28 protein-coding genes are annotated in these 25,913 nt (G+C 68.2%); 20 read left to right on the top strand and 8 right to left on the bottom strand.

The genetic code is table 11. From position 1 onward, the window contains the following. The first annotated feature begins 57 nt into the window (after positions 1-57). The 6 genes from hisB to AC1DRO_RS08405 all read left to right on the top strand — a co-directional run bounded on the left by hisB (position 58) and on the right by AC1DRO_RS08405 (position 4,707). Positions 58-684 (top strand): imidazoleglycerol-phosphate dehydratase HisB, encoded by a 627-nt coding sequence (hisB, locus tag AC1DRO_RS08430; protein WP_028277237.1) that lies wholly within the window; start codon positions 58-60, stop codon positions 682-684. Further along, on the top strand, positions 681-1,412 hold the full coding sequence (gene hisH / locus AC1DRO_RS08425) for an imidazole glycerol phosphate synthase subunit HisH (protein WP_476950512.1): 732 nt from the start codon (positions 681-683) through the stop codon (positions 1,410-1,412). The genes hisB and hisH overlap by 4 nt, the downstream gene beginning before the upstream one ends. Continuing rightward, a complete protein-coding gene (locus AC1DRO_RS08420) occupies positions 1,413-1,571 on the top strand; it encodes a hypothetical protein (RefSeq protein ID WP_164468561.1) in 159 nt (52 codons plus the stop codon). A gap of 42 nt (positions 1,572-1,613) precedes the next feature. Continuing rightward, positions 1,614-2,360: a bifunctional 1-(5-phosphoribosyl)-5-((5-phosphoribosylamino)methylideneamino)imidazole-4-carboxamide isomerase/phosphoribosylanthranilate isomerase PriA gene (priA, locus tag AC1DRO_RS08415; protein WP_243181770.1), complete on the top strand. Its 747-nt coding sequence runs from the start codon at positions 1,614-1,616 to the stop codon at positions 2,358-2,360. Positions 2,361-2,374: 14 nt separating this feature from the next. Beyond that, on the top strand, positions 2,375-3,331 hold the full coding sequence (locus AC1DRO_RS08410; RefSeq protein ID WP_476950511.1) for an SseB family protein: 957 nt from the start codon (positions 2,375-2,377) through the stop codon (positions 3,329-3,331). Between the two features lie 62 nt (positions 3,332-3,393). Next, positions 3,394-4,707 (top strand): MFS transporter, encoded by a 1,314-nt coding sequence (locus tag AC1DRO_RS08405; RefSeq protein WP_476950510.1) that lies wholly within the window; start codon positions 3,394-3,396, stop codon positions 4,705-4,707. A gap of 154 nt (positions 4,708-4,861) precedes the next feature. Here the strand turns inward: AC1DRO_RS08405 and AC1DRO_RS08400 are convergent, their stop codons facing one another. Then, entirely contained in the window at positions 4,862-5,248 is a 387-nt protein-coding gene (locus tag AC1DRO_RS08400) for a DUF1844 domain-containing protein (RefSeq protein ID WP_018774440.1), read from the bottom strand. Between the two features lie 437 nt (positions 5,249-5,685). Here AC1DRO_RS08400 and infC point away from each other — a divergent pair, with 437 nt between their 5' ends. From infC to AC1DRO_RS08380, 4 genes are all read left to right on the top strand, one after another. Further along, positions 5,686-6,846 (top strand): translation initiation factor IF-3, encoded by a 1,161-nt coding sequence (gene infC / locus AC1DRO_RS08395; RefSeq protein WP_476950509.1) that lies wholly within the window; start codon positions 5,686-5,688, stop codon positions 6,844-6,846. A 115-nt stretch (positions 6,847-6,961) separates the two neighbouring features. Next, on the top strand, positions 6,962-7,156 hold the full coding sequence (gene rpmI, locus AC1DRO_RS08390; RefSeq protein WP_003798720.1) for a 50S ribosomal protein L35: 195 nt from the start codon (positions 6,962-6,964) through the stop codon (positions 7,154-7,156). 122 nt (positions 7,157-7,278) lie between these two features. Continuing rightward, positions 7,279-7,749 carry a 50S ribosomal protein L20 gene (rplT, locus tag AC1DRO_RS08385; RefSeq protein ID WP_028277244.1) on the top strand — a complete coding sequence of 157 codons (471 nt, stop codon included), beginning with the start codon at positions 7,279-7,281 and terminating at the stop codon, positions 7,747-7,749. Positions 7,750-7,814: 65 nt separating this feature from the next. Next, entirely contained in the window at positions 7,815-8,711 is an 897-nt protein-coding gene (locus tag AC1DRO_RS08380) for a TrmH family RNA methyltransferase (RefSeq protein WP_476950508.1), read from the top strand. 149 nt (positions 8,712-8,860) lie between these two features. On the opposite strand, the gene AC1DRO_RS08375 is transcribed toward AC1DRO_RS08380, so the two are convergent. Then, a complete protein-coding gene (locus AC1DRO_RS08375) occupies positions 8,861-9,130 on the bottom strand; it encodes a GlsB/YeaQ/YmgE family stress response membrane protein (RefSeq protein WP_028277246.1) in 270 nt (89 codons plus the stop codon). 230 nt (positions 9,131-9,360) lie between these two features. On the opposite strand from AC1DRO_RS08375, the gene AC1DRO_RS08370 reads away from it, so the two are divergent. Then, positions 9,361-10,281, top strand: a complete 921-nt coding sequence (locus AC1DRO_RS08370) for a cation diffusion facilitator family transporter (protein ID WP_028277247.1) — start codon at positions 9,361-9,363, stop codon at positions 10,279-10,281. 241 nt (positions 10,282-10,522) lie between these two features. Here the strand turns inward: AC1DRO_RS08370 and AC1DRO_RS08365 are convergent, their stop codons facing one another. After that, positions 10,523-11,731 carry an MFS transporter gene (locus AC1DRO_RS08365; RefSeq protein WP_476950507.1) on the bottom strand — a complete coding sequence of 403 codons (1,209 nt, stop codon included), beginning with the start codon at positions 11,729-11,731 and terminating at the stop codon, positions 10,523-10,525. Between the two features lie 195 nt (positions 11,732-11,926). Here AC1DRO_RS08365 and AC1DRO_RS08360 point away from each other — a divergent pair, with 195 nt between their 5' ends. The 4 genes from AC1DRO_RS08360 (at position 11,927) to AC1DRO_RS08345 (ending at position 15,375) form a co-directional block, all read left to right on the top strand. Then, positions 11,927-12,391, top strand: a complete 465-nt coding sequence (locus AC1DRO_RS08360; protein ID WP_476950506.1) for a (deoxy)nucleoside triphosphate pyrophosphohydrolase — start codon at positions 11,927-11,929, stop codon at positions 12,389-12,391. A gap of 88 nt (positions 12,392-12,479) precedes the next feature. Next, complete coding sequence (locus AC1DRO_RS08355) at positions 12,480-13,622, top strand: Re/Si-specific NAD(P)(+) transhydrogenase subunit alpha (protein ID WP_476950505.1); 1,143 nt, start codon at positions 12,480-12,482, stop codon at positions 13,620-13,622. Continuing rightward, positions 13,622-14,005 carry an NAD(P) transhydrogenase subunit alpha part 2 gene (locus AC1DRO_RS08350; RefSeq protein ID WP_459384320.1) on the top strand — a complete coding sequence of 128 codons (384 nt, stop codon included), beginning with the start codon at positions 13,622-13,624 and terminating at the stop codon, positions 14,003-14,005. The genes AC1DRO_RS08355 and AC1DRO_RS08350 overlap by 1 nt, the downstream gene beginning before the upstream one ends. Continuing rightward, complete coding sequence (locus tag AC1DRO_RS08345) at positions 14,002-15,375, top strand: NAD(P)(+) transhydrogenase (Re/Si-specific) subunit beta (RefSeq protein WP_476950504.1); 1,374 nt, start codon at positions 14,002-14,004, stop codon at positions 15,373-15,375. Before AC1DRO_RS08350 ends, AC1DRO_RS08345 begins: the two co-directional genes overlap by 4 nt. A gap of 94 nt (positions 15,376-15,469) precedes the next feature. Here the strand turns inward: AC1DRO_RS08345 and AC1DRO_RS08340 are convergent, their stop codons facing one another. Both AC1DRO_RS08340 and AC1DRO_RS08335 read right to left on the bottom strand, forming a co-directional pair. Continuing rightward, the gene (locus tag AC1DRO_RS08340; RefSeq protein WP_476950503.1) at positions 15,470-16,606 is read right to left on the bottom strand and encodes an Rv2578c family radical SAM protein; all 1,137 of its coding nucleotides are present in this window, start codon (positions 16,604-16,606) and stop codon (positions 15,470-15,472) included. Between the two features lie 104 nt (positions 16,607-16,710). Further along, the gene (locus tag AC1DRO_RS08335; protein ID WP_028277253.1) at positions 16,711-17,013 is read right to left on the bottom strand and encodes a helix-turn-helix domain-containing protein; all 303 of its coding nucleotides are present in this window, start codon (positions 17,011-17,013) and stop codon (positions 16,711-16,713) included. A 63-nt stretch (positions 17,014-17,076) separates the two neighbouring features. Between AC1DRO_RS08335 and map the strand changes: the two genes are divergently transcribed. Both map and pcp read left to right on the top strand, forming a co-directional pair. Continuing rightward, entirely contained in the window at positions 17,077-17,859 is a 783-nt protein-coding gene (gene map / locus AC1DRO_RS08330) for a type I methionyl aminopeptidase (protein ID WP_476950502.1), read from the top strand. A gap of 109 nt (positions 17,860-17,968) precedes the next feature. Next, positions 17,969-18,610, top strand: coding sequence for a pyroglutamyl-peptidase I (pcp, locus tag AC1DRO_RS08325; protein ID WP_476950501.1), 642 nt, complete (start codon positions 17,969-17,971; stop codon positions 18,608-18,610). Between the two features lie 82 nt (positions 18,611-18,692). On the opposite strand, the gene AC1DRO_RS08320 is transcribed toward pcp, so the two are convergent. Together AC1DRO_RS08320 and AC1DRO_RS08315 are read right to left on the bottom strand one after the other, a co-directional pair. Beyond that, positions 18,693-19,331: an SIMPL domain-containing protein gene (locus tag AC1DRO_RS08320; RefSeq protein WP_476950500.1), complete on the bottom strand. Its 639-nt coding sequence runs from the start codon at positions 19,329-19,331 to the stop codon at positions 18,693-18,695. 1 nt (position 19,332) lies between these two features. Beyond that, positions 19,333-19,803: a hypothetical protein gene (locus tag AC1DRO_RS08315; protein WP_476950499.1), complete on the bottom strand. Its 471-nt coding sequence runs from the start codon at positions 19,801-19,803 to the stop codon at positions 19,333-19,335. 254 nt (positions 19,804-20,057) lie between these two features. Between AC1DRO_RS08315 and pheS the strand changes: the two genes are divergently transcribed. The 3 genes from pheS to AC1DRO_RS08300 are packed head-to-tail and all read left to right on the top strand — an operon-like array spanning position 20,058 to position 24,457. Next, positions 20,058-21,119, top strand: a complete 1,062-nt coding sequence (gene pheS, locus AC1DRO_RS08310) for a phenylalanine--tRNA ligase subunit alpha (RefSeq protein ID WP_028277258.1) — start codon at positions 20,058-20,060, stop codon at positions 21,117-21,119. Positions 21,120-21,121: 2 nt separating this feature from the next. Further along, the gene (gene pheT, locus AC1DRO_RS08305; protein WP_476950498.1) at positions 21,122-23,665 is read left to right on the top strand and encodes a phenylalanine--tRNA ligase subunit beta; all 2,544 of its coding nucleotides are present in this window, start codon (positions 21,122-21,124) and stop codon (positions 23,663-23,665) included. Positions 23,666-23,710: 45 nt separating this feature from the next. Then, positions 23,711-24,457 (top strand): 4'-phosphopantetheinyl transferase family protein, encoded by a 747-nt coding sequence (locus AC1DRO_RS08300; RefSeq protein WP_476950497.1) that lies wholly within the window; start codon positions 23,711-23,713, stop codon positions 24,455-24,457. A gap of 19 nt (positions 24,458-24,476) precedes the next feature. On the opposite strand, the gene AC1DRO_RS08295 is transcribed toward AC1DRO_RS08300, so the two are convergent. Then, positions 24,477-25,901 (bottom strand): M1 family metallopeptidase, encoded by a 1,425-nt coding sequence (locus AC1DRO_RS08295; protein WP_476950496.1) that lies wholly within the window; start codon positions 25,899-25,901, stop codon positions 24,477-24,479. Positions 25,902-25,913: the final 12 nt, after the last annotated feature.

Raw genomic sequence — 25,913 nt, 5'->3', positions numbered from 1 at the left:
CCGATCGTCCCCGCCAGATTGCCCAACACCCTGCCTTCTTCCAAAGGACACATCTACATGAGCACCACCGGATCCACCACCGCCGAGGGCCGGACCGCACGCATGGAACGGACCACCAGCGAGTCCTCGGTCCTGGTCGAGATCAACCTGGACGGCACCGGCGTTTCAGACATCAGCACGTCGGTCCCGTTCTACGACCACATGCTGACAGCCCTCAGCAAGCACTCCCTGATCGACATGACGGTCAAGGCCACCGGCGACACCCACATCGATGTCCACCACACTGTCGAGGACGTGGCCATCACTTTCGGCGAGGTTTTGCGGACCGCGCTGGGCAACAAAGCCGGGATCCGCCGTTTTGGCGAGGCGACCGTTCCCCTCGACGAGGCCCTCGCGCAAGCTGTCGTGGACGTCTCCGGCCGCCCCTACCTGGTCCACGCCGGCGAGCCGGCAGGCCAGGAATACCACCTGATCGGCGGCCACTTTACGGGCTCCCTGACCCGCCACGTCTTCGAGGCGATCACCCTTCACGCCGGGATCTGCCTGCACATGAACGTCACTGCCGGGCGCGACCCCCATCACATCGTCGAGGCCCAGTTCAAGGCCTTTGCCCGCGCCCTGCGCGCCGCCGTCGAGCCGGATCCCCGCGTCGAGGGCATCCCGTCGACAAAGGGTGCTTTGTGACCGGCCCGCTGCTCCGCGACGGGGCCATCATCGACCCCGCTGCCGCGACCAAGCCGGTCTCCCCGGAGGGAAAGCCCACCGTTACGGTGCTGGACTACGGCTCCGGGAATGTCCGGTCCGCCGTCCGCGCGCTGGAGCGGGCCGGCGCCGAAGTCATCCTCAGCTCCAAGGCTGAGGATGTCCTCAATGCCGACGGCCTCGTCGTCCCCGGTGTCGGCGCCTTCGAAACCGTCATGCGCGAACTCAAGGCCGTTGACGCCATCCGGATGATCGGCCGCCGTGTCGCCGGAGGCCGTCCCGTGCTGGCCATCTGCGTCGGGCTCCAAGTGCTGTTCGAGGCCGGCGTCGAACACGGCACCGAAGCCGAGGGCATGGGGGAGTGGCCCGGCAAGGTGGAACTGTTGCCTGCCGACGTCGTGCCCCACATGGGCTGGAACACCGTCGCCGTCCCCGAAGGGTCCAGGCTCTTCGCCGGGGTTGAGGACGAGCGGTTCTACTTCGTGCACTCCTATGGTGTCCAGAAGTGGGACTTCGACGTCATCCAGCCGCGGATGGCTGCGCCGCTGGTGACCTGGTCCGACCACGGTGCCCCGTTCATCGCGGCCGTGGAAAACGGCCCGCTGTGTGCCACCCAGTTCCACCCGGAGAAGTCCGGCGACGCCGGCGCCCGGCTGCTGCGCAACTGGGTCCAGGGCCTGCGCCCCGCAGCCCCGGAAGGAACCGCCTAGATGTGGTCTCTGGTGCTCATGGGCGTGGCCGGCCTGCTGGTTGGCGGCGGGATCTCCTTCCGCCAGCAGAAAAGTCCGCTCTGGGTGCAGATCGTTTTCTACATCCTCGCCGGCATGTCGCTGCTGGCCGCCTACCTCCTGACCCTGCCGGCGTCCTGACCGCCCCCTCCCCACCACCATCCCCAAGCTGAGGACTCCACGATGACCACCGAAACCCCGCTGCCCGTACTTGAGCTCCTGCCCGCCGTCGACGTCGTCAACGGACAGGCCGTCCGGCTCGTGCAGGGCGAAGCCGGCAGCGAGACGAGCTACGGCACCCCGCTGGAGGCCGCCCTCAACTGGCAGCAGCAGGGGGCTGAGTGGGTGCATCTGGTCGACCTGGACGCCGCGTTTGGTCGCGGTTCCAACGCCGAGCTCCTGCGCGAGGTCGTCGGCCGGCTCGATATCAAGGTGGAGCTCTCCGGCGGCCTGCGCGACGACGAATCCCTTGAGAAGGCCCTCGACCTCGGCGTCGCCCGCGTCAACCTGGGCACGGCGGCACTGGAGAACCCGGAATGGACGGCCCGGGTGATCGATCGCTTCGGCGACAAGATTGCCGTCGGCCTGGATGTCCGCGGCACCACCCTCGCCGGCCGGGGCTGGACCAAGGAAGGCGGGGACCTCTGGGACGTGCTCGGCCGCCTCGAGGACGCCGGCTGCGCCCGGTACGTCGTGACCGATGTGACCAAGGACGGCACGCTCCAGGGCCCCAACGTCGAACTCCTGCGCCAGATGGTCGAGAAAACGGGCAAGCCGGTGGTCGCCTCCGGCGGCATTTCCAGCCTCGAGGATCTGAAGGTCCTGCGCTCCCTAGTGCCACTCGGCGTCGAAGGCGCCATCGTCGGCAAGGCCCTCTACAACGGCAACTTCACCCTGCCCGAGGCCCTCGACGTCGCCGGCCGCCGCTAGCGGCGAAGGCGCCCATGACGCACACCCACGACACCCACGACCCCAATAACCCCCACGAGACAGCGCAGGCAGGGACCGGGGCCGGTCCCGTCCGGCATCTGCCCGGGCACATCGCGGCGGCCCTCGCCGGCGCCGGCGGGGCCACCGACTCCGCCGGCCAACCCTGGGCAGGGCGCAGCCTTTCCGGCGATGACGCCAACATCCACAATTTCGACAACGACGACGGCACCGCCGACGCCGGCTATCTGGCGGCTTTGTCCGACCTCGCAGCGGGCACTGGCGACGAAGCGGCCGTGGTGGCCGCGCTGGCCACCGCCCGGGTGTTCGTGCCAATCCTCGCTCAGCTCGCCGAAGAGGGCGAGGCCGCGCCCGGCCCCAACGGGGACCCGCTGCACGATGACAAACTGCTTGGGGACAAACAGGCCGACATGGCCCTGGTGACGCTCAAGGCGCCGGACGGGCGGACGGCCATGCCGGTGTTCACCTCGGCGGCGTCACTGACGGCGTGGCACCCGGAGGCCAGGCCGGTCGCCGTGTACGCGGCCCGGGCCGCCTTGTCAGCGGTCGCGGAAGGCGCGGAGCTGCTCGTGCTCGATCCCGGCTCGGAAGTGACGTTCGTGGTCCGCCGGCCGGCAGTCTGGGCCCTCGCCCAACAGCAGCCATGGACGCCGTCATACGCCGATCCCGATCTCGCGGGTGCACTCGGGGAAGGCGCGGTTGGCTTTCCGGCGGTCCGCCGTGTTGAAATTCATCCGGGGGGTGGAGTTGCCTCGGCCACGGCCGATGGCAGGCGGCTCCCCGGTGGGGGAGCCGGCCCGGAACTCCGTGTGGTCCTCTATCTTGAAGACGGTCTCGACGCCGCCGGCGTGCAGTCGATCGTCGCCGGCCTCTATAACGCCTGGGCCCGGAATGAAATCTTTGCCGAGCGGGTTGATTCGATCGAGGTCAAGCTGCAGCGCGCAGCACCATAGCTGACGGCCCAACGGGGGGACCTCCCGGTGCTGCCGTGGGCAGTACCAGAAGGATATAGTCCGTGAATTTCGCGCTTTACCGTCAGCTGCTGGCCATCCGGCCCATCAGGCGCCTCCTGTTGGTCGGCATGATCGCCCGCATACCGCACTCGGCGGCCGGTGTCCTGCTGACCCTGCACATCGTCCTGACCCTCGGCCAGGGCTACGCCGCCGCCGGAGCGGCCGCCGCCGTGATGACGATCGGTATCGCCGTCGGCGCGCCCTGGCGCGGACGTCGGGTCGACACCGTGGGGCTGCGAAAGGCGCTGATTCCGTCTGTGGTCTCCGAGGCCGTGATCTGGTCGATCGTGCCGCACGTGTCCTACGAGGCCCTGTTGCCCCTGGTCTTCATCGGGGGCCTGCTGACCCTGCCTATCTTCAGCGTGGTGCGGCAGTCGCTGGGCGTGCTGGCCCCCGGGGAACAGCGCCGGACGGCCTTTGCGCTCGACGCCATCGCCACCGAGCTGGTCTTCATGATCGGCCCGGCCGTCGGAGCCGTCGTCGCCACCAGCGGCCAGTCCGTCCTGGGCCTGACAGTCGTGGGAGTGGCCACATCCGTCTCCGGGCTCTTCCTGATGTGGTTCAACCCGCCCACCCGGAGTGCTTCCCCGGACGCCGGGCTTGAGGCGCAGGAACTGGAGTGCGCGGAAGCCGCAGTGGTCGCCGCCGCGCCGGCCCATCTGCAGGAGGCCGCAGCCGAACTGGCACCCCTGGCGGCCGCCGCCGAGGAGCGCCGCCGGCGGGGCTCCGGCCTGCGCCACCGGGTCATCCACAACTTCAGCTGGTTCACCGCCGCCGTAGCCGCCGTGTTTGCCGTCGGCGCCGGTGCCGGCATGGTCCTCAGCGGCACCGACGTCGGCATCGTCGCGGCGCTCCAGACCGGCGGCCACCAGGCCGAAATCGGCATCGTGTTCCTCTTCTGGTGCGCGGCCTCGGTGGTGGGCGGCGTCCTCTACGGCGCCATGCACCGGGCCGTTTCCCCGATCCTCCTGTTGCTGGGGATGTCAGCGCTGACGGTCCCGATGGCCTTCGCGACCGACGTCTGGACGCTCAGCCTGCTCGCGTTGCTGCCGGGTCTGCTGTGCGCGCCGGTGTTGTCCGCGGCCTCGGAAAAGGTGGCCGAACTGGTGGATGAAAGCCGGCGCGGCGAGGCGATGGGCTGGTACGGGTCATCGCTCACCGGCGGAGTGGCCCTGGGCGCGCCGCTTGCCGGGCTGTTCATTGACCTCATCGGCCCGTCGGCCGGCTTCGTCTCAGTGGGGTTGGCGGGCGTGACCCTCTGCCTGGTGGGACTGGCCCTGCAACAGGTCCGGCGCAGCCGTCTGGCCCGCGTCTGAACGCTGGCGGCCCCCACTGCGCCGACCCGGGCACGCGCCCGGGCCGTGCGGACGGAAAATCGTGCGGACGGAAAATCGTGCGGACGGAAAATAACGACGCCGGCGGGCGGACCTGGGTGGTCCGCACGCCGGCGTTGTCCTGACTGACTAGTGCTTAGTTGACGGGGCCGGTGTACTTCTCGCCCGGGCCCTTGCCCGGAGCGTCCGGGATGATCGATTCTTCGCGGAAGGCCAGCTGGAGCGAGCGGAGTCCGTCGCGCAACGGTCCAGCGTGCTGAGAGCCGATTTCGGGCGCCGCCGCGGTCACCAGACCGGCGAGGGCGGTGATCAGCTTGCGGGCCTCGTCCAGGTCCTTGAGTTCCTGGGCATTTTCCTCGGCGGCGAGGCCGAGCTTTACCGCGGCGGCGCTCATCAGGTGCACGGCGGCCGTGGTGATGACCTCGATCGAGGGGACTTCCGAGATGTCGCGGATCTGCTGCGAGACGTCCGCCTGGGCGGCCGCGGGCTCGAAGACGTGGGAATTACTATCTGAAGTGCTCATGCTGGTAAGCTTGTCACAGACCGACTAAATGTCGTTATTCTCAAGCTTTTATAGAATGCAGTGTTCTGACTGGCAGTGCTTGTCACTGAAGTTGGCGCCCGGCGACGCATACGTGCGTTGAACGGGTGTCTTTCTGTAGAGTTGGCTTTAGTTTGCAAGCGGAGTTCTCTCCCACCCGCGTCAGCCGCGAAACTTCCTTCGGGAAGCCCCTCCTGTCCAGGAGTCAAGGTTGCCGGGTACCTGGTCGGGCACTACCTCGGACTCCGGTCCGCAGGAAGTGCATGTTGCCCCATTGAGGGCGGCAGTTCCGATCTCGAGGCCTTCGATTGCTCCGGCAATTGGGGGCCTTCTCTTTTTGCCGGTGGAATACCCCTCACGAACACAGGAGCTTTAACATTAGCGAGCCAAGAATCAATGAGCGTATCCGCGTCCCCGAGGTGCGGCTGGTCGGCCCTGCAGGCGAACAAGTAGGAATTGTCCGTATTGAGGATGCCCTGCGTTTGGCTGCCGAGTCCGATCTTGATCTCGTTGAAGTTGCACCGCAGGCGAAGCCTCCGGTGTGCAAGCTGATGGACTTCGGCAAGTACAAGTACGAAGCCGCTGTCAAGGCACGCGAGGCCCGGAAGAACCAGACCAACACGGTCCTGAAGGAAATCCGTTTCCGCCTGAAGATCGACACCCACGACTACGAAACGAAGCGCGGCCACGCGCTCCGCTTCCTCGGTGCCGGTGACAAGGTCAAGGCCATGATCCAGTTCCGCGGCCGCGAGCAGCAGCGCCCCGAGATGGGCATCCGCCTGCTCCAGCGCTTCGCCGACGACGTCGCCGAAGTTGGTGTGGTGGAGTCCAGCCCGCGCATCGATGGCCGCAACATGGTCATGGTGGTCGGCCCGCTGAAGAACAAGGCCGAAGCCAAGGCGGAGGCCCGCCGCGCAACGCAGCGCGCAGAAGCCAAGGCTGAGAACGAAGCCAAGGCTTCGGGACGCGTCGATGTCTCCGGTGGCAACGCCCCGCTGACCCAGACGCTGTCGGACCTCCTGCCGGAAGGCTACGTCGTATCGCCGGAGGCACCCGCAGCGGAGGCCCCCGTCGAAGAAGCCAAGGTCGAAGAAGCCAAGGTTGACGAGACCAAGGTTGAAGCGGCCAAGGTTGAAGAAGCCAAGGTTGAAGCGGCTCCGGTCGAAGAGACCAAGGCCGACGAGGCCCCCGCCCAGGACGCGCCGGCGGAAGCCGCTCCGAAGGCAGCCGAGGAGCCGGCAGCAGCGAAGGCTCCGGCGGCTCCGAAGGCAGCCGAGGAGCCGGCAGCAGCGAAGGCTCCGGCGGCTCCGAAGGCGGCCGAGAAGCCGGCAGCAGCGAAGGCTCCCGCGGCTCCGAAGGCCGCTGAGAAGCCGGCAGCAGCCAAGGCTCCCGCGGCTCCGAAGGCCGCTCCGGCCCCGGCGGCAGCGAAGGCTCCCGAGGAAATGGCAGCCGCTCCGGCAGCAGCACCGAAGCCGGTTGCTGCTCCGAAGCCGGTACCCAGGCCCGCAGCGCCGAAGCCCGCCGCACGGCCGGCCGCCCCCCGGGCAGGCGCCAAGCCTGGCACCAAGAAGACCAACTAGTTCACGGCTGCCGGACAGCAATGTCCGGCAGCAGGCAACCAGCACGCCGCCCGCAGGGGTGGCTGCACGAAAGAGCTGCAGACTTTTCTGCGGATACGTAAGGAGATCGGTTCCCATGCCGAAGATGAAGACCCACAGCGGTGCTAAGAAGCGCTTCAAGCTGACCGGTACCGGCAAGCTGCGCCGCCAGCAGGCCAACCGCCGCCACTACCTCGAGCACAAGTCCTCCCGGCTGACCCGTCGCCTTGCCGGCGACAAGATCGTCTTCAAGGGCGACGCCAAGGTCATCCGGAAGATGCTCGGCATCTAAGTTCCAAGTTCTCTGACTGTTCGCCACCTGGCAGCAGTCAACTACCAAAAAGGCTTCTCAGGCCAGCCGGACCGTTCCGGCAGTAGACGCTTGGGATCAGAAATTTTCTAAGGAGTACGCACGTGGCACGTGTGAAGAGGGCGGTTAACGCCCACAAGAAGCGCCGGGTTATCCTCGAACGCGCAAAGGGTTACCGCGGACAGCGTTCACGCCTGTACCGCAAGGCAAAAGAGCAGCTGCTGCACTCGTTTGTGTACAGCTATGGGGACCGCAAGAAGAAGAAGGGCGACTTCCGCCGTCTTTGGATCCAGCGCATCAACGCTGCATCCCGCGCCAACGGCCTGACCTACAACCGCCTGATCCAGGGCCTGAAGGCCGCTGAGGTCGAGGTTGACCGCCGTATGCTGGCCGAGCTGGCCGTTTCCGACGCCAACGCCTTCGCCGCGCTGGTCAAGGTCGCCAAGGACTCGCTGCCTGCCGACACGTCCGCTCCGGCCGTCCAGGCTGAGGCTGCTCCGGCTCCCAAGGCCGCCAAGAAGGCTCCCGCGAAGAAGCCCGCTGCCAAGAAGGCCGCCGACGAGGCTGCAAAGTAGTTCCTCCCGCAGTTGAAAGACTGCCTCGTTCAAGAGCCGGCCGGAATAGCCACTAAGGTTCTTATATGAACGAAACCGGGCGCCCGCAAGACTTTCCACTCTCCAACCCCCGAGCTGATCGGATGAGGAAGGTGGCACAGCTTGCCGGGCGCCCGGCCCGTTTAAAGCGTCGCGAGTTCCTGGCCGAAGGCCCGCAGGCGGTCCGAGAGGCCTTGGTCCTGCACCGGAAGAAGATCGCCGCGGGGGAGCCCGGCATCGTCTATGAGGTGTACGCCACCGAGGCCTGCCTGGACCGCCACCCGGAGCTGGAGCAGCTGGCCGAGGGAACCCACGCGCACCTCGCAACCGACGAAGTGATCGCTGCGATGGCGGACACCGTCACCCCACAGGGCATCGTCGCCGTCTGCGGCTTCCTGGACGTCAGCCTTGAGCACGTGCTCGACGCCGGCCCGCGGCTGATTGCCGTGTTGTGCCAGGTCCGCGACCCCGGCAACGCCGGCACCGTGTTGCGGGCGGCCGACGCCGCCGGCGCCGACGCCGTCATCCTGACCGGCTCGAGCGTGGATATCTACAACCCCAAGGCCGTGCGGTCGACGGCGGGTTCCCTGTTCCATCTGCCCGTCGTCCTCGGCGCGGAGGTCGAGGAAGTCGTGGCCCGCTGCCGTGAGCGTGGCGTCGGCGTGCTGGCCGCGGACGGCAAGGGACAACTGGACCTGGACCGTCTTCAGGACGAGAACGCCGCCCGCCGCCTGGGGGCCTCCGGCGCCGAATCGGTGTACGCGTTGGAACAGCCGACCGCCTGGCTCTTCGGCAACGAGGCCCAAGGCCTGTCCGAGGACGAGATCGCGCTGGCCGACCACCGGGTGGCCGTGCCGGTGTACGGGGAAGCGGAAAGCCTGAATCTCGGCACCGCAGCCACCGTCTGCCTGTACGCCAGCGCCCGCTCCCAGCAAACCCCCTAGCCGCCCGGCAGGAAACCAGCGGGTCCGGCAGGAATTCCTGTCCGAAAAAAGCAGACCAAACGAACGGCGGGGCCCACCGAATGGTGAGCCCCGCCGTCGTACTGTCACTGCCGCCCCCACACAAAGTGTGCGGCCAGTGCCTTGAAGAATTAGGTGGTGGTCTTGTTGCGCCCCGTGATGGCGCCGTAGATGAGCGCGGCCGCGAGGCCACCGACGATGGCCAGGAGCCAGGAACCGAGATTCCAGAATTCCATCTTGCCGCCGCCGAACAGCAGGTCCCCGATCCAGCCGCCAACAATTGCGCCGACGACGCCGAGCACGAGGCTGGTAACCCAGCCGCCACCGACCCTGCCGGGCAAGAGTGCCTTGACGATTGCACCCACTATGAGTCCGAGAATGATCCAGCCAAGAAAGCCCATGTCTCCTCCTACATATTTTTCGGCATCCAAATTGTGAATACCGAATATGGCTTCAAGCTAACATAGGGCGGATTGCTTGTCAGCAGGAGACTACCCAATCGTTACGTGGCAGCGTTGGTCCCCGCCGCGGTTCGGCGCCGGCCCGGAAACCGGTACGGTATTCCTTGTGGGCGCTGGGTTCTTCCGGTGTTCGCATACACCCCGGAAGAACCCCATAAGGAGAAGCTCACGTGGCTGCAAATGGCGGTACCAAGGCGATTCTCGCGGCGCTGGCCGCAAACCTGACCATCGCCGTTTTGAAGTTCGTCGCCTACTTTCTGACGCTGTCCTCGTCCATGCTGGCCGAGGCGATTCACTCCCTCGCAGACTCCGGCAACCAGCTGCTGCTCCTGCTCGGCGGCAAACGCGCAAAGCGGGAAGCCAGCCCCGAGCACCCCTTCGGCTACGGCCGCGAGCGTTACATCTACGCCTTCATCGTTTCGATTGTGCTTTTCAGCGTCGGCGGCCTGTTCGCACTATACGAGGCCTGGGGAAAAATCCAGCACCCGCACGCCATCGAAGGGGACTTCTGGTGGGTGCCGCTGGCCGTCCTGATCGGCGCGATCATTGCCGAGTCCTTCTCGTTCCGGACAGCGATCATCGAATCCAACCCGCTCCGCGGGAAGCAAAGCTGGGTTAAATTCATCCGCAACGCTAAGCAGCCTGAACTCCCGGTCATCCTGCTCGAGGATTTCGGTGCCCTCGTGGGCCTGGTGTTCGCGCTCTTCGGCGTGGGCCTGACGCTCCTGACCGGGAACGGCATCTGGGACGCCCTCGGCACCGCGATGATCGGTCTGCTGCTCGTGTCGATCGCCGTGGTCCTGGCCATGGAAACCAAGTCGCTGCTGCTGGGCGAGTCGGCCACCCGCGATGACGTCGCCAAGATCCGCAGCGCGATCGAGGCCGGCGGCACCAGCATCATTCACCTCAAGACCATGCACCTTGGCCCTGAGGAGCTCTTGGTGGCGGCCAAGATCAGCATCGGCCGCTCGGACTCGGGCCAGGACATAGCGAAGGCGATTGATGACGCGGAGGTCCGGGTCCGCGAAGCCGTCCCGATTGCCCGGGTCATCTACCTGGAACCGGACGTGCAGCGCGTCAGCGCCCCCTGAGCCGCCCGGCCCCTAGGGAGAACGGAAGCCACTAGGGATAACGGCAGCCGCCAGATGGAACGGCGGCCCCTCAACAAAACAGCAGTCCGGTCCAGTGCTTCACTGGACCGGACTGCTGTTCTTTTTGGAGCATCTGCGCGCTGGTACCTCGGTCTCGGCCTCTGCCTCTTCCTCTGCCGTTGCCGTGGCTGTTCTGCCGGGGTACCTCTGCCGCGGCTGTTGCGCCGCGGCGGCGGGGTGGCTAGGAGGCCAGCGGCCGCCTGCGTTCTACGGCGCCGCTGAAGGCGGCGACCCCGAGCCCCAGCACGGCCAGGACGGCGCCCACGAGCGCGGGGGCGACGTAGCCCCAGCCCCAGGCGATCACCAGGCCGCCCAGGAAGGCACCGAGGGCGTTGGCGACGTTGAGCGCAGCATGGTTCAGCGAGGAGGCCAGCGACGGTGCATCCGGGGACGCATCGAGCAGCCTCGTCTGCAGGGCGGGAACGAGCATGGACCCGGCGGCGCCAACGACGAACACCATGACCAGCGCGGACCAGGCCCAGTGGACGCCCACGGCATAAACCACGAGTGCCACCGCCGTGCCGGGCAGCACCCAGTAAATCGTGCCCATGACGGACTTGTCGGCGATCCGGCCGCCAACGATGTTGCCCACCACCATGCCCACGCCGTACAGCGCCACGACCAGCGGCAGCCAGGCCGCCGGGAGGCCGGCGACGGAGGTCATGGTGTGCGAAATGTAGGTGTAGGTCGCGAAGAACCCTCCGAAGCCGACGATGCCGACCAGGATGGCAAGCCACACCTGCAGCCGCTTGAGCGCGCCGAGCTCCCTGCGGAAACTGGCATCGGCGTGCGGTTTCTGGAACGGGACAAACTTCCACAGCATGAAGAGCGTAATGATGCCGATCAGGCCCACCAGCAGGAACAGCAGCCGCCACCCGTAGCTCTGGCCCAGCCAGGTGGCGAAGGGGACGCCAATGACGTTGGATACCGTCAGTCCGGCCATGACCATCGAAATGGCCCAACCCCGCTTGGTCGGCGCCACCAGGGAGGCGGCAATCACGGCCGCGACCCCGAAGAAGGCGCCGTGGGGGAGTCCCGCGGCGAACCGGGACACCAGCATGGAGCCGTAGTCCGGGGCGAGGAAGGAACTGAGGTTGGCGACGCTGAAGAAGAGCATGAGCCCGAGGGCCAGATACTTCCGCGGGAGTTTGGCCCCGACCGCGGCCAGCACCGGCGCGCCGATCACGACGCCGAGGGCGTAGGCCGAAATCAGGTGACCTGCCTCGGGCGTGCTGATGTTCAGGCCCTGTTCGATCTCCTTGAGCAGGCCCATCATGGTGAATTCCGTGGTGCCGATGCCAAAGCCGCCCATCGCGAGAGCAATGATTGCCAGGGCAACGTGACGGGTGCCGATCTTGGTCGGCGCCGGGGCGTGTGTGGTGGTTGTCATTCGTCTTTTCGGAGAGATTTTCCGGGAGAGACCGGACGGATCGGACAGATAAATATGCTTTTAAGAACCGGGAGGGGGCGCCGAATATTCCGGAAGGTGTCGTGGCGGCCGCCTCCACCATTGTCCCCTACCTGAGCCGGCCCCCGGCCCCGGTCCCCGGGCGCCGGACCCTGCGCCCGCCTTAGACTTGAGGGCGTGACTGGACTCATAGGCGTCGTTGGCGGCGCAGTAGTGGACTCCCTGGCCGACCCGGGCATGCTCCTTGTGGCCCGGCGCACGGCGCCGCCGCAGTTTGCCGGAATGTGGGAGTTCCCGGGCGGAAAAGTCGAAGCAGGCGAGGCCGCCGAGGACGCCCTGCACCGCGAGCTCCGGGAAGAATTGGGCGTGCTGGTGCGGCTCGGGGCGGAACTGCCCGCGGAAACCGCCGCGGGCTGGCCGCTCAACGCGAAGGCGGCGATGAGGGTCTGGTTCGCGGAGCTCGCGCAGGGACAACCCCGGCCGCTGGAGGACCATGACGAATTGCGCTGGCTCGACCTCCGCAATCCGGCAGGGGTCCTGGACCTGCCGTGGATCCCGGCGGACCTCCCCATCGTCGAGGCCCTCCTGGCGGCTGTGCAGGCCACCGGGCCGCGCGGAGTGGAAGCGGGCCTGGGCCGCTGACCGGACTCGCCGCCGCGCTTCGGGAACCCGCCTCTCGCCAAACCGTCAGGCATGTGCCTACTCTGATCCCAACCGAGAGGAGTGGCCCGTGCAGGTCGGCGTCGGACGAGAGCAGCGAGCCGGAGAACGTCGCGTCGCGGCCACACCGGAGACGGCCCGGCAGCTGACAGCGCTCGGGCTCCATCTCCTGGTCGAGAGCGGTGCCGGCACCGAAGCAGGCTTCGCCGACGCCGCCTTCAAGGAGGCCGGCGCGACGGTGATCTCCGAGCTCCCGTTCGAGGCCCTGGACGTCCTGCTGCATGTCCGCCCGCTCACCCCGGCGGCCGCGGCCCGGCTGCGGCCCGGCACCGTCACCATCGGGCTGGCATCGCCGTCCTCGGAACTGCCGACCGTCCGGACACTCGCCGCGGCCGGGATCACCTCGTTCGCCCTGGAATTGCTTCCGCGGATCTCCCGGGCGCAGTCCATGGATGCGCTCAGCTCCCAGTCCCTGGTCACGGGTTACCGCGCCGTGCTGGAAGCCGCCGTCCGCTACCCGCGGTTCTTCCCGCTCTACATGACCGCCGCCGGTACCATCCCGCCGGCGAGGGTGCTGGTCCTTGGCGCCGGCGTCGCCGGGCTGCAGGCGATCGGCACGGCGAAGCGGCTCGGCGCCCGGGTCTCGGCCAACGACATCCGGGCGGCCTCCGCCGAGGAAGTCGCCTCGATGGGGGGCACTTTCATCAACCTGGACATCGATGCGGCGGCAGACGGAGCCGGAGGCTACGCCCGTGCCCTCGGCGAGGACCGGGCGCAACGCCAGCGCAGCCTCCTGGCCCCGCATGTCGCGGCGGCGGACGTCCTGATCACGACGGCCGCCATCCCCGGCCGGGCCGCTCCCTTGCTGGTGACCACCGCCATGGTGGCCGGCATGCGGGCAGGGTCTGTCGTCGTCGACCTCGCCGCGGAGTCCGGAGGCAACGTCGAAGGCGTGATCGCCGGCCAGGACGTGCAGGTGCCGGTCGACGGCGGATCGGTCACGCTCGTGGGTTTGCAGGACGCGGCATCCGCCATGCCCTCGGACGCGTCCCGGCTTTTCGCCCGGAACGTCAGCAACTTCCTCGCGCTCATGACCGACTGCGGCTCGGTGGCCCCGGACTTCGACGACGACGTGGTCGCCGGAACGTGCCTGACCCACGGCGGCACGGTGCGGCACGCCCCCACCGCAGAAGCATTGGAAAGGGAGGCGTGATGGGCCCCGTCGTATTGCTGACCGTGGTGGTGCTCGCGGTGTTCGTTGGCTTCGAAGTCGTCTCCAAGGTCACCAGCAAACTGCACACGCCGCTCATGTCCGGCGCCAACGCCATCCACGGCATCATCCTGGTCGGCGCCATCATCGTGGCCGGACAGGCAAGTGACCCGTGGGTCCTCGGCATCGCGCTCCTGGCCGTCGTCCTGGCCACCGTCAACCTGGTGGGCGGCTTTGTGGTCACGGACCGGATGCTGGAGATGTTCAGCGCCCACAAGCGGACACGCATCCCCGCCTCAAGCGGCGCCGCCAAGGCTGGCGGAGCCGCGGGCGAAGGACACCCCGGCGAGGGGAGCTCCGCCGACGCGGCGGGGGAGTCCAAATGAGCCTCCTGAGCCCCGAATGGACAGCCCTGCTCTACCTTGTGGCCGCCGTCTGCTTCATCCTGGCGCTCAAGGGCCTCAGCTCGCCACGAACGGCCCGCCGCGGCAACACCATCGGCGCGGCCGGGGCACTCCTCGCCGTCGTCACCGTCTTCCTCTCCGCGCGGCTGGAGAATGTTCCGCTCATCCTCGCGGCCATCGCCGTGGGCTCCGCGATTGCCTTCCCCGTGGCACGGCGGGTGCAGATGACCCAGATGCCCCAACTCGTGGCGCTCTTCAACGGCGTCGGGGGCGGGGCCGCGGCGCTCGTCGCCGTGCTGGAACTTGGCCACCAGGAAGATCCCTGGGTCCGCCTGGCCGTGGTCTTCACCATGCTTGTGGGGGCGGTGTCCTTCGCCGGCTCCGCGGTGACCGTGGGCAAGCTGCAGGAGCTCATCAGCACCCGTCCGCTGCTGTTTCCCGGGATGCCCTGGGTGATGGGGGCCGTCCTGCTGGGGGCGGTCATCTCAGGAGCTCTGGTGGTCCTGACCGGGTCGCCGGGCTGGTCGCTCGCATTGCTGGGCCTGGGCCTCGCCGCCGGGCTGCTCCTGGTGCTGCCCGTGGGCGGGGCGGACGTGCCGATCGTGATCTCCCTGCTGAATGCGTTCACGGGGCTGGCGGTGGCAGCGTCCGGCGTGGTCCTGGGCAATGTCCTGCTGCTGGTCGCCGGGACGCTCGTGGGCGCGAGCGGCACCATCCTGACCAAGGCCATGGCCTCGGCCATGGGGCGCGGAGTCGGCGGAATCATGTTCGGGGCGTTCAAGGGCGGCTCGACGGCGGGTTCCACCGCCCTGAGCGACCGGCCAGTGCGTTCCTCGTCCCCGGAGGACATTGCCGTCCAGCTCGGCTACGCCCAGCGGGTGGTGATCGTTCCCGGTTATGGGCTCGCAGTGGCCCAGGGCCAGCACACTGTGGCGGAGCTTGCCACGGCCCTGGTCGCGCGCGGCGTGGACGTCGTGTTCGCCATCCATCCCGTGGCGGGACGCATGCCGGGCCACATGAACGTGCTGCTGGCCGAGGCCAACGTGCCGTACGAGTCACTGCGGGAGCTCGCGGAAGTCAACCCCGAATTCGCGACCACGGACATCGTTCTGGTAGTCGGGGCCAACGACGTCGTCAACCCGGCGGCCAAGTCCTCGCCGGGTTCGCCGATTTACGGGATGCCGATCCTGGAAGTGGTGCAGGCCCAGCAGGTCGTGTTCCTGAAGCGGTCCATGCGCCCGGGGTTTGCCGGCATCGAGAATGAGCTCCTGCACGATCCCAAGACCACCCTCCTGTTCGGCGACGCCAAGGATTCGCTGGCCAGGGTGCTCGGCGCGGTCAAGGCGCTCTAGGCATCCTGCGCCCGGCGGCTCAGGGCGCTTTCCGCTCCGGCGTCCCTGCTGCGCAGGGGACCCATGGCTCCGTGTGCTTGAGGTGGAGCGGACTTCAAAACAGTGTGGGCTGGGCGGCGTCGGAACGGGCAGCGCCGGCGTGGCGTGGGCTTGCGTGCCCCGCGGTGTCCGGGATGCTCCCGGCCGGGTACTGGGCTTCTTCCTCCCGGGCGTTGTCATGGTCGCTGCCCCCGTCAAGGTCCCGGTGGCTGAAGCCCTGCGAGCCGGAGAAGCCGTGCAGGTCCTTGAAGTACCGGACCCGTCCTGCCAGCCACGCGCGGTATTCCTTCGATGCGTACGACCCGCTGCCGTACAGGCGGCGGTACTTGCCCGCCAGGTGCGGATGTTCCCGGGCGATCCACTGCATGAACCATTCACGGGTGCCCGGCTTCAGGTACAGCGCACCGGCCGTGACCCCTGTGGCGCCGGCCGCCGCGAGGGCCCCGAAGAGGGAATCGAGGGCCTCATCACCGTCGGAGAGCCACGGCAGGATGGGCATGGCCATGACGCCGCAGGGCAGGCCAGCTTCCCGCAGACGGGAGATGAGCTTCAGCCGGGCCCGTGGCCCAGGCGTGCCCGGTTCCACGGCCTCGGACAGCTGCTCGTTGGTCATGGCCAGCGAGATGCCCACCCCGACCGGCACCTGCGCCGCCGCATGCTTGAGGAGCGGGATGTCCCGGGCCAGGAGCGTGCCCTTGGTGAGGATGGACAGGGGAGTGCCGGAATCGGCGAGGGCACCGATGATGCCGGGCATGAGCTGGTAGCGGCCCTCGGCGCGCTGATAGGGGTCGGTGTTTGTGCCAAGGGCCACGTGCTCGCGGCGCCAGGACGGCTTGGCCAGTTCCTTGCGCAGGACTTCGGCGGCGTTGATCTTGACCACCACTTGGCTGTCAAAGTCCAGGCCGGCGTCGAAGTCAAGGTAGGTGTGGCTCTTCCGGGCAAAGCAGTAGACGCACGCATGGCTGCAGCCGCGGTAGGGGTTGATGGTCCAGTCGAACGGCATCCGGGAACCGGCGACCACCTTGTTGAGCACCGATTTGGCGGTGACCTCATGGAAGGTGATCCCGGCAAATTCCGGGGTGGAGACCGTCCGCACGAGTCCGGCCAGCGGCAGCAGGGCAGCCGTGGGCGAAGCGGCGGAAACGGCGGCCGGGGAATCGCCGCGCTCAAGTGCTTGTGCGTCCCATCTCATGCCTACATTCGAATATATGTTCGACTGAATGTCAAGGATGCTGACGGGTGAGGCGGCGGCCGGCTGCAGCATGGGGCGGCCTGTGCAGCTGCGGGGATCGGGGCTTACGAAGCCAGCCGCTCACGGGCGTTGTGATCAGGGCCGGTCGGTTCAGTGGCGCGTTTGGTCTGGTTGACCTCGGCCCACACCGCATCGAGGGAGAGTCCGAGGACGCCGGCGATAGCGGCGATAGTCGGGAAGGCGGGGGTCGCTACGCGGCCCGTCTCGATCTTCCGGAGGGTCTCCGGTGAGACGCGTGCATCGAGTGCGATGTCGAGCATCGAGCGTTCCCCCCTGGCGCGGCGCAACAGGGCGCCGAGGCGCTGTCCGCGCTCGATCTCTGCGAATGTGAGGGGCAACCTGACCATGGCTTCGATTATACCGGGATAATATGACCGGTATAGTTATTGGACACGTGAGAAAGGCGCCGCATGATCGAGATCCTGAATCCCACCGAACTTGCCCGGGCCAAAGAAGCAGGCGCCCTTGTAGCTGACATCCTGCAGACGCTGAAGAACCGCAGCACGGTCGGCGCGAACCTCCTGGACCTCGACCGATGGGCGCAGGCCATGATCGCCGAGGCTGGTGCGCAGTCCTGTTATGTCGACTACGAGCCGTCCTTCGGCCGCGGGCCGTTCGGACACTACATCTGCACGGCCGTCAACGACGCCGTGCTCCACGGACTCCCACGCGACTACACACTGGCCGACGGCGACCTGCTCACCCTCGACCTCGCCGTCTCCAAGCGAGGCGCCGCAGCAGACTCCGCCATCAGCTTCATCGTGGGCGACTCAAAGCCCCCGGAAAGCGTCGCGATGATTAACGCGACCGAGGGCGCGCTGGGCGCAGGGATAGCCGCTGCCCGGCCCGGAGCCAGGATCGGCGACATCTCCCATGCCATCGGCTCAGTCCTTGGCGAGGCGGGGTACCCGATCAACACCGAGTTCGGGGGCCATGGCATCGGATCGACCATGCACCAGGACCCGCACATTCCCAACACCGGACGGCCAGGCCGTGGCTACAAGCTGCGCCCCGGGCTGCTGCTCGCACTGGAGCCATGGGTCATGGCCAACACCGCTGAACTCATCACCGACGCCGACGGGTGGACGCTCCGAAGTGCGACCGGCTGCCGGACAGCACACAGTGAGCACACGATCGCCATCACCAACGACGGGGCCGAAATCCTCACCCTGCCGACGCGGACACACGCGTGAGGCCGGAGCGCCACCTGCCCTGGCGGCCAACGTGGACGGAGCCGGGTTGAGGGTGCCGCGGGGTTGCCGCCTTGCCGGGGCAGTGGAAGGGCGTTGCTAGGCTGGGGCGATGATTCTCCTGACCGGGTTCGAGCCATTTGGCGGCGATACGGCCAATCCGTCGTGGGCAGCGGCCCGTTCGGCGGCACGGCTGCTCCAATCCGAAGGGCTGGATGTCCAGGCGGTGGAATTGCCGTGCGTCTTCGGCGAGTCGGCCAAGGTGCTGGCGGAGGCCCTCGAGCGTTTCACGCCGGAGCTTGTGCTGTGCGCCGGCCAGGCCGGCGGGAGGGCGCGCATCTCGCTGGAACGGGTGGCCATCAATTGTGACGACGCCCGGATTCCGGACAATGCCGGCAATCAGCCCGTGGACGAACCCGTGGTCCCGGGCGGACCGGCAGCCTATTTCACGTCGCTGCCGGTCAAGGCGGCGCTCGCGGCGTTGAGCGCAGAGCAGATCCCGGCCGAAGTGTCCCAGAGTGCCGGGACCTATGTCTGCAACCATGTCTTCTACGCGCTCATGCACGCCCTGCGGCTACGTCCGGGCACCAAGGGAGGCTTTGTCCACGTCCCCTACGAGGACACGCAGCTTCCGGCCGGGAGCAGTGTCCACTCGCTGCCGGCCGCCCACATGGCGGCGGCGCTCGCCGTCGTCGTGCGCACTGCGCTGGCGACGACGGCGGATCTAAAGCTCCCTGCCGGCGCAACCCACTAACCCCAGCCGGTCATCCGGCGCCCGAGCCGGTGGCGGCCGCCGTCGGCGACGCGAAACAACTGCTCCCGCAATTACTGGACAATCAGTCGAGCAGTTCCCAGACGACGCCGATGGTGGCGGTGACCCCCGACTCGCCGGCCTCGACGGTGAGTGAGGCCACCGCCGCTTCCCGCTGCATCTTCGCCACGGGGATCGGCGCCTGGAAACCGGTGTGCTGGGTGAGGGACAGGACCCTGCCCAGCCCGGTTCCCGCGAGGGCGGCATAGTGCTCGGCGGTGGTGCGGGCGTCCTGCCAGGCGGCCTCCCGGGCCCGGGCTTCCACGGCCGAGGAGTCGGCGAAGCCGAGGGTCAGCCCGTTCAGCCGGACGGCGTCGCCGCCGGCAGCAACCGCCGCGGCAAGGACCTGCGAGGACGCGGACAGCTCGCGGATCCTGACGGTGAGCGTGCTGGAGGCCAGATAGCCGGTCACGGTCTGGCCCCGGCCATCCTGCCAGTTCAGCTCGGCCCGGACGTTCAGCCCGGAAGTGGACAAGTCCGCGCTGTCCACGCCGCGCTGCCGGAGCTCCGACGTGATGGCGGCCGACCGTGTTCCGGCCTCGCTGTAGGCCTCGGCCACGCTCTCGCGGCGGCATTCAACGCCGATCGACACGGTCAGCAGGTCCGGCACCGCCTCGGCGCTGCCGGTTCCTGCAACGGAGATGCTTCGGGGGCTGTCTGTCATGTCAGGCCTCGTAACGTTCAGGGGCGGTCACGCCCAATCTGCGGTGCGTGCGTGGTCTGGTCCCGGGCAGGCCGGGCCGGGGGTAGCCGCCTGCTTCCAGGCCGGCATGGCGCTCGAAGATGTTGGCGCTGCCCGGGTTGCCCGTGCGCCAGAGGGACCAGCCGGCGGCTATGAAGTACAGCGGAAGGAAGGGCAGCCCGAGGCACCAGGCGTATTGGGTGCTGTGGCGCTCCTCGTGGCCCAGCAGCACCGGATTGGCGCGGGCGGATTCCGGTCCGGCGCGGAAGAGGATCACGTTGCCCACGGTGAAGGCCGCAGCAAACGGCAACCGCCAGCGGTAGCGGCCCGCGATCAGCAATCCGCGCGGACCGGAGCTGACGGTTGTCCGCGCACAGGCTGCCAGCAGCAGGCCCAGCAGGGTGGAGCCGTTGAGCAGGTTGGCGATCTGGCGGAGCCGTTGTCCGGGCGTCATGAGGCCATGGTAACCGGGGGTGTGCCCGGCAGTCAGGGGTCCGCCGGGATGTCCCGTGCCCGTGGAATCCCGGCGTGGGCGTGTCCAGGCGCAGCCGGCACCGCGGCGTCACGTGCGGGGCGGCCATTGCCATGCCGCCGACGGCCGTCTACTAGACTGGGGACAGTGACCACAAGCCTTGCCGAGAACCTGCGCCGCGCCCTGTGCCCGGCGCACGCTGTTGGCATGATCCGACTCGTAGCTAAGAACAGTAGATGACTGAAACTTTGCCGGACGCAGCCGTCCCGAATCCTCTGGATGAAGCCGCCATTACCGCCGCCGTAGACCAGGCCGTTGCCGCCATCGCCGCCGCAGCGACCCTCGATGAACTCAAGGCCGTGCGCCTCGCCCACACGGGCGAGAAGTCCGCCCTGAGCCTCGCCAACCGTGAGATCGGCGCGCTGCCCAAGGACCAGAAGGCCGCCGCCGGCAAGCTCATGGGCGCCTCGAGGGGACGGGTCAACAAGGCGCTCGCGGACCGCACGGTCGCGCTCGAGGCCGAGAACGACGCGCGGATCCTCGTCGAAGAGACCGTGGATGTCACGGCAGCGCCGCGCCGGCGCACGGCCGGTGCACGCCACCCGCTGTCCACGCTGCAGGACCGCGTGGCGGACATCTTTGTCGGCATGGGGTGGGAAATTGCCGAAGGGCCCGAGGTCGAGTCCGAATGGTTTAACTTCGATGCCCTGAACTTCAAGCCGGACCACCCCGCCCGCGACATGCAGGACACGTTCTTCGTCGAGCCGCCCGAGGCCCACCTGCTCATGCGCACGCACACCTCGCCGGTGCAGGTCCGCTCCATGCTGGAACGGGAGCTGCCCATCTATGTGCTGTGCCCGGGCAAGGTGTTCCGCACGGACGAGCTCGACGCGACGCACACCCCCGTGTTCCACCAGTTCGAAGGCCTGGCCATCGACAAGAACCTGAGCATGGCGGACCTTCGCGGCACGCTGGAGCACTTCGCACGCCAGATGTTTGGTGCGGAAGCCCAGATCCGGCTGCGCCCGAACTATTTCCCGTTCACCGAGCCGTCCGCGGAGCTGGACATCTGGCACCCGGGCGCCAAGGGCGGCCCCAGCTGGATCGAGTGGGGCGGCTGCGGCATGGTCAACGCCAACGTCCTGCGCGCGGCCGGGATCGACCCGGACATCTATTCAGGCTTTGCCTTCGGCATGGGCATCGAACGCACCCTCATGTTCCGCAACGAGGTTGGCGACATGCGCGACATGATTGAAGGCGACGTACGTTTCAGCGAGCACTTCGGGATGGAGATCTAACAGTGCGTATCCCACTTTCCTGGCTGCGCGAATTCGCGCAGGTACCGGCCGAAGCATCGGCCGAAGACGTCATGGCCGAACTCGTCAAGGTCGGCTTTGAAGAAGAAGCCGTCCACCGACCCACGGACACCCTTCGTGGGCCGATCGTCGTGGGCCAGGTCCTGAGCATCGTCAAGGAGCCCCAGACCAACGGCAAGACCATCAACTGGTGCCAGGTCCGGGTTGTCCCCGAGGGCCGCGAGCAGACCCTCACGGGCGAGGGCATCGACCCCTCCGGCGTGCAGGGCATCATCTGCGGCGCCCACAACTTCGTCGAGGGTGACAAAGTGGTGGTCACCCTCCCGGGCGCAGTGCTGCCGGGCGACTTCCACATCTCCGCGCGCAAGACCTACGGGCACCTCTCCGCCGGCATGATCGCCTCCGTCCGTGAGCTTGGCATCGGCGAGGACCACGACGGCATCCTGGTGCTGTCCCGGATCGGCCTCGACCCGGAACTGGGCACCGACGCGATGGAACTGCTGGGCCTCTATGACCAGGCGGCCGAGATCAATGTGACGCCGGACCGCGGATACGCGTTTTCCATCCGCGGCGCAGCCCGTGAATACGCGCACGCCACCGGCACCGTGTTCACGGACCCGGTCTCCAAGGTCCAGGTTCCGCAGTCGCTCTCCGGCGGCTACGGCGTCAAGCTCAACGACGACGCCCCTATCTACGGCAAGCCCGGCTGCGACCGTTTCGTGGCCCGCACCGTGCGCGGTGTGGATGCCACCCGGCCCACCCCGCTGTGGATGACCTCCCGTCTCCGGCTCGCCGGCATCCGGTCCATCTCCCTGCCGGTGGACATCTCCAACTACGTCATGCTCGAGCTCGGGCAGCCGAACCACTGCTATGACCTGGACAAGCTGGCCGGCGACATCGTGGTCCGGCGGGCCACGGCGGGGGAGAAGATCACCACCCTGGACGACAAGGAGCGCACGCTCGACGTCGAGGATCTGCTGATCACGGACGAATCCGGGCCCATCGGAATCGCCGGTGTCATGGGAGGCGCCCACACCGAAGTCTCGGACACCACCACGAACGTCCTGGTCGAGGCCGCGCACTTCGACGAGGTCTCGATTGCCCGCGCGCGCCGCCGGCACAAGCTGCCGTCCGAGGCGTCCAAGCGCTTTGAACGCGGCGTGGACTGGCAGGTGGCCGACGTGGCCGCCCAGCGTGTGGTGGACCTGCTGGTCGAACTCGCCGGAGGAACGGCCGACGAGGCCGGGACCGACGTCGGGACCGCGCCGGACGCCGTAACCATCGAACTGCCGGCAGAGTACGCGGCAGCCCGGATCGGGATCGACTTCACCGAGGAACAGATCCTGACCTCGCTCGAGGACCTCGGCGCCGTCGTTGCCAGGACCGGTAACGGCTACACGGTGACCGCCCCGAGCTGGCGCCAGGACCTCGAGACGAAGGATGACCTGACCGAGGAAATCGCCCGGCTGGTCGGCTATGACAAGATCCCGGCGACCCTGCCGGTGGCGCCCCCGGGCCGTGGCCTGACCCGCGTCCAGCAGCAGCGCCGCCGCCTGATCCAGGCCCTCGCCGACGCCGGACTCACCGAGGTGCTGGCGTATCCGTTCGTCTCGAAGGCCGCCAATGACACCTTTGGCGTCCCCGCCGAGGGTGCGGCGCGCAAGGCCCTCAAGCTGGCCAACCCGATCAGCGAGGAGCACGGCTTTCTGCGGACCTCCGTCCTTCCGGGCCTGATCGAGGTGGCCAAGCGCAACCACTCCCGCGGTTTCCGCGACCTCGCCCTCTTCGAGGCCGGGCTCGTGTTCCTGCCGGGCGAGAAGCTTGGCACCTCCGCGATTCCGCCGCTCGGCGTCAAGCCCGGCGACGACGTGCTCGATGCCCTGTACGACGGCGTTCCGGACCAGCCGCTGCACCTGGGCGCCGTGCTCACGGGGCACGACTCTCCCGCTGCCCCGGGCCACGCCCCGCGGGCCTGGGACTGGGCGGACGCGGTGGACATCGCCCGGATCGCCGGCGACGTGCTCGGCGTCGAGCTCCTGGTCACGCAGGGCCGGCATCAGGCCTTCCACCCGGGCCGGGCGGCGCAGCTTGAACTGCGCACCGGCGAAGTGGTGGGCTACGCCGGCGAGCTGCACCCGAAGCTGCTGGTGGCGCACGACATGCCGGCCCGTTCCGTGGCGCTGGAACTGAACGCCGACGCCCTTTTCGAGGCTGCCGCCGACGTGATCGTGGCCCGGCACATCTCGACGTACCCGGTGGCCACGCAGGACGTGGCCCTGGTGGTGGCGCAGGATGTCCCGGCGGGGGAGGTGCTGGCTGCGCTGCGTGAAGGCGCCGGCGAACTGCTCGAGGACGTCGCGTTGTTCGACGTTTACGCGGGCAAGGGCATCGAGGAAGGCAAGAAGTCGTTGGCGTTCAGCCTGCGCTTCCGCGCCGACGACCGCACCCTGACGGCGGACGAGGCCTCGGCAGCCCGTGAAGGTGCCGTGGCCGCCGCCCACGAACGATTCGGAGCGGTGCAGCGCTGAGGACTGCGCTGCTCACAGCGCAGACGTTTCTGAAAGGGGCGGGTCATGGCATCACACCTTGTTGTGCGTGCCTGCCCGCCCTTTCGCGTTCCCGGCTACCCCGGTATTCCCCGGGGCCTGGGGGCGCCCGTGGACGCGGCACCAGCCCTATATCCGGAACCGGAGCTGGAACGCGACTCGCGCTCCCTGCTGGACGGGGCCGAGCTCGTCCGGGCCCGGGCCATGACCCCGCGGACCCGGGAGGACTTCCTGTACGGGCGGCTCGCGCAGCGCCGGTTCGCCGCCGGCCTGCTCGGCGTTCCGGCGTCGGATCTCACCGCCTGGTACAGCTGTCCTCGGTGCGGCACCGGCACGGACATCTCACACGGCCGGCCCGGCTACCTGCTCCGCGGCCAGGCTGCGCCGCTGCTGCTGAGCCTGTCCCGTACGGCCGGCTGGACGCTTCTGGCCGGGGTCGTGGACCCGGACCCGGGCGAGCACCTGGGCATCGACGTCGAGGATCCGGCCCGGGCGGACTTCGACGGGTTCGACGACGTCGTGTTGACCCCGGCGGAACAACGGCACCTCGCCGGGCTGGCCGGCATCGCGCTGCTGCAGGGCAGGGCACGCCTGTGGGCGCGCAAGGAGGCCTGGCTCAAAATGCTGGGCACCGGGCTGCAGACGGCCCCGGACACCCTGGACGTGCTGGCGCCGGCAGTGAACGGCCGCGCAGGGCTCCGGGACCTGCCGCCGGCAGAGACAGGCCTGCCCGCTGATCTCGTGGCCGCCGTCGCCCTGGCGGTCCTTCCCTAGCCGGAGCTCCGGCCCCTGATCAGATCTTGGGCGGCGTTGCCTGCGGGAGCGGCGGCAGGGCGTCGGCGAACAGCCAGGGGTGCAAAAGGGCCTCTGCGTCCAGGCCCGTCGTGTGGGCGGCCGCGACGATGAAGTCGGCGGTGGTCACGGTGCCGTGCCGGAAGCGGTCCGTCCAGTCGTGCAGCAGGGCGAAGAACGCCAGGTCGCCGCAGCGTACCCGCAGGGCGTGCAGGGCCAGGGCGCCGCGTTTGTAGACCCGGTCGTCAAACATCAGTTCGGGGCCGGGGTCGCCCACCATCAGGTCCTGCGGGGCAGCGGCGAGCTTGCGCCAGGCGGCGCGCGCGCGGGCCGCCGCCGACATGATGCCGGCCTCTTCAGACCAGATCCATTCCGCGTAGCAGGCAAAGCCCTCGTGCAGCCAGATGTCCTTCCAGGTCGCAGTGGTCAGGGAGTTCCCGAACCACTGGTGGGCGAGTTCGTGGGCGATCATCCGCTGTGATTCCCAGTCCTGCCGCAGATGGTTGGGCCCCAGGATGGACAGTGTCTGCGCTTCCAGCGGGATTTCCAGGACGTCGTCGGTGACCACCACCGTGTACTCCGGGAATGGGTACGGCCCAAAGCAGTTCGTGAAGGTCCGCATCATGTCGGGCTGGCGGGCCAGGGCGGCCCGGGCGCCCGCCTGCAGCGACGCCGGCACGGCCACATACTGCGGAACGTGCCCTGAGGGCCGGTCGGCATTGAGCGTCAGGAGCTCGTAGCGGCCGATCTGGACCGTGGCCAGGTAGGTGGCCATGGGTTCGGCCTGCTCAAAGACCCAGGTCTCGCGGCTGGCCCTGCTGGTGCGGGAAAGCAGCACCCCGTTGCACACGGCCCGGTAGTTCGCGTCGGTGGTCACGGTGATGAGGTAGGTCGCTTTGTCCCGCGGGTGGTCATTGCACGGAAACCAGGAGGCTGCCCCGTTGGGCTGCCCGGCGACCAGCACCCCATCGGAGAGCTCTTCCCAGCCCACTTCGCCCCACACGCCGCGGCGCGGCGCGGGGTACCCCTCATAGCGGATGTCCAGCGTGAAGGCCTCGGTGGCGAGCAGCGGGTGGTCGGGGTAGACAACGAGCTGCTCGGCCCGCTGCGTGAACCGGCGTACCCTGCGCCCGTTGAGCTGGATCTTCGTGGCCCGCAAGCCGGCCAGGTCCAGGACGATCGCCGACGTCGGGAGCTGCGTGATGGCGTGCAGGACGGCGTGCCCGGCAAGGCGGTTGCTGCTGACCCGGTAGTCCAGATCGAGTTCATACCGGGCGACGCGGTAGGCATTGGTCCCGTGGCCGGGCATATAGGGGTCCGGGGCGCCGGCTTCCGGGCTCGTGGCCCGGCTGATTTCGCGGCTGATTTCCCCGCTGATGTCCCCGCGGGCGGCGGCGCCGCTGCTGCTTGGTGCGCTGGTGCTCAATGGACGGACCTT

This window comes from Arthrobacter sp. P4_F11 (genome assembly GCF_056401395.1).
This window is presented reverse-complemented; position numbering and strand designations above follow the sequence as displayed.

Excerpts from the sequence above, each read along its gene's own strand:
- hisB (WP_028277237.1), top strand. The coding sequence starts at position 58 with ATGAGCACCACCGGATCCACCACCGCCGAGGGCCGGACCGCACGCATG.
- AC1DRO_RS08420 (WP_164468561.1), top strand. The coding sequence starts at position 1,413 with ATGTGGTCTCTGGTGCTCATGGGCGTGGCCGGCCTGCTGGTTGGCGGC.
- priA (WP_243181770.1), top strand. The coding sequence starts at position 1,614 with ATGACCACCGAAACCCCGCTGCCCGTACTTGAGCTCCTGCCCGCCGTC.
- AC1DRO_RS08410 (WP_476950511.1), top strand. The coding sequence starts at position 2,375 with ATGACGCACACCCACGACACCCACGACCCCAATAACCCCCACGAGACA.
- AC1DRO_RS08400 (WP_018774440.1), bottom strand. The coding sequence starts at position 5,248 with ATGAGCACTTCAGATAGTAATTCCCACGTCTTCGAGCCCGCGGCCGCC.
- rpmI (WP_003798720.1), top strand. The coding sequence starts at position 6,962 with ATGCCGAAGATGAAGACCCACAGCGGTGCTAAGAAGCGCTTCAAGCTG.
- AC1DRO_RS08380 (WP_476950508.1), top strand. The coding sequence starts at position 7,815 with ATGAACGAAACCGGGCGCCCGCAAGACTTTCCACTCTCCAACCCCCGA.
- AC1DRO_RS08375 (WP_028277246.1), bottom strand. The coding sequence starts at position 9,130 with ATGGGCTTTCTTGGCTGGATCATTCTCGGACTCATAGTGGGTGCAATC.
- AC1DRO_RS08365 (WP_476950507.1), bottom strand. The coding sequence starts at position 11,731 with ATGACAACCACCACACACGCCCCGGCGCCGACCAAGATCGGCACCCGT.
- AC1DRO_RS08350 (WP_459384320.1), top strand. The coding sequence starts at position 13,622 with ATGGGCCCCGTCGTATTGCTGACCGTGGTGGTGCTCGCGGTGTTCGTT.
- AC1DRO_RS08345 (WP_476950504.1), top strand. The coding sequence starts at position 14,002 with ATGAGCCTCCTGAGCCCCGAATGGACAGCCCTGCTCTACCTTGTGGCC.
- AC1DRO_RS08340 (WP_476950503.1), bottom strand. The coding sequence starts at position 16,606 with ATGAGATGGGACGCACAAGCACTTGAGCGCGGCGATTCCCCGGCCGCC.
- AC1DRO_RS08335 (WP_028277253.1), bottom strand. The coding sequence starts at position 17,013 with ATGGTCAGGTTGCCCCTCACATTCGCAGAGATCGAGCGCGGACAGCGC.
- map (WP_476950502.1), top strand. The coding sequence starts at position 17,077 with ATGATCGAGATCCTGAATCCCACCGAACTTGCCCGGGCCAAAGAAGCA.
- pcp (WP_476950501.1), top strand. The coding sequence starts at position 17,969 with ATGATTCTCCTGACCGGGTTCGAGCCATTTGGCGGCGATACGGCCAAT.
- AC1DRO_RS08320 (WP_476950500.1), bottom strand. The coding sequence starts at position 19,331 with ATGACAGACAGCCCCCGAAGCATCTCCGTTGCAGGAACCGGCAGCGCC.
- AC1DRO_RS08315 (WP_476950499.1), bottom strand. The coding sequence starts at position 19,803 with ATGACGCCCGGACAACGGCTCCGCCAGATCGCCAACCTGCTCAACGGC.
- pheS (WP_028277258.1), top strand. The coding sequence starts at position 20,058 with ATGACTGAAACTTTGCCGGACGCAGCCGTCCCGAATCCTCTGGATGAA.
- AC1DRO_RS08300 (WP_476950497.1), top strand. The coding sequence starts at position 23,711 with ATGGCATCACACCTTGTTGTGCGTGCCTGCCCGCCCTTTCGCGTTCCC.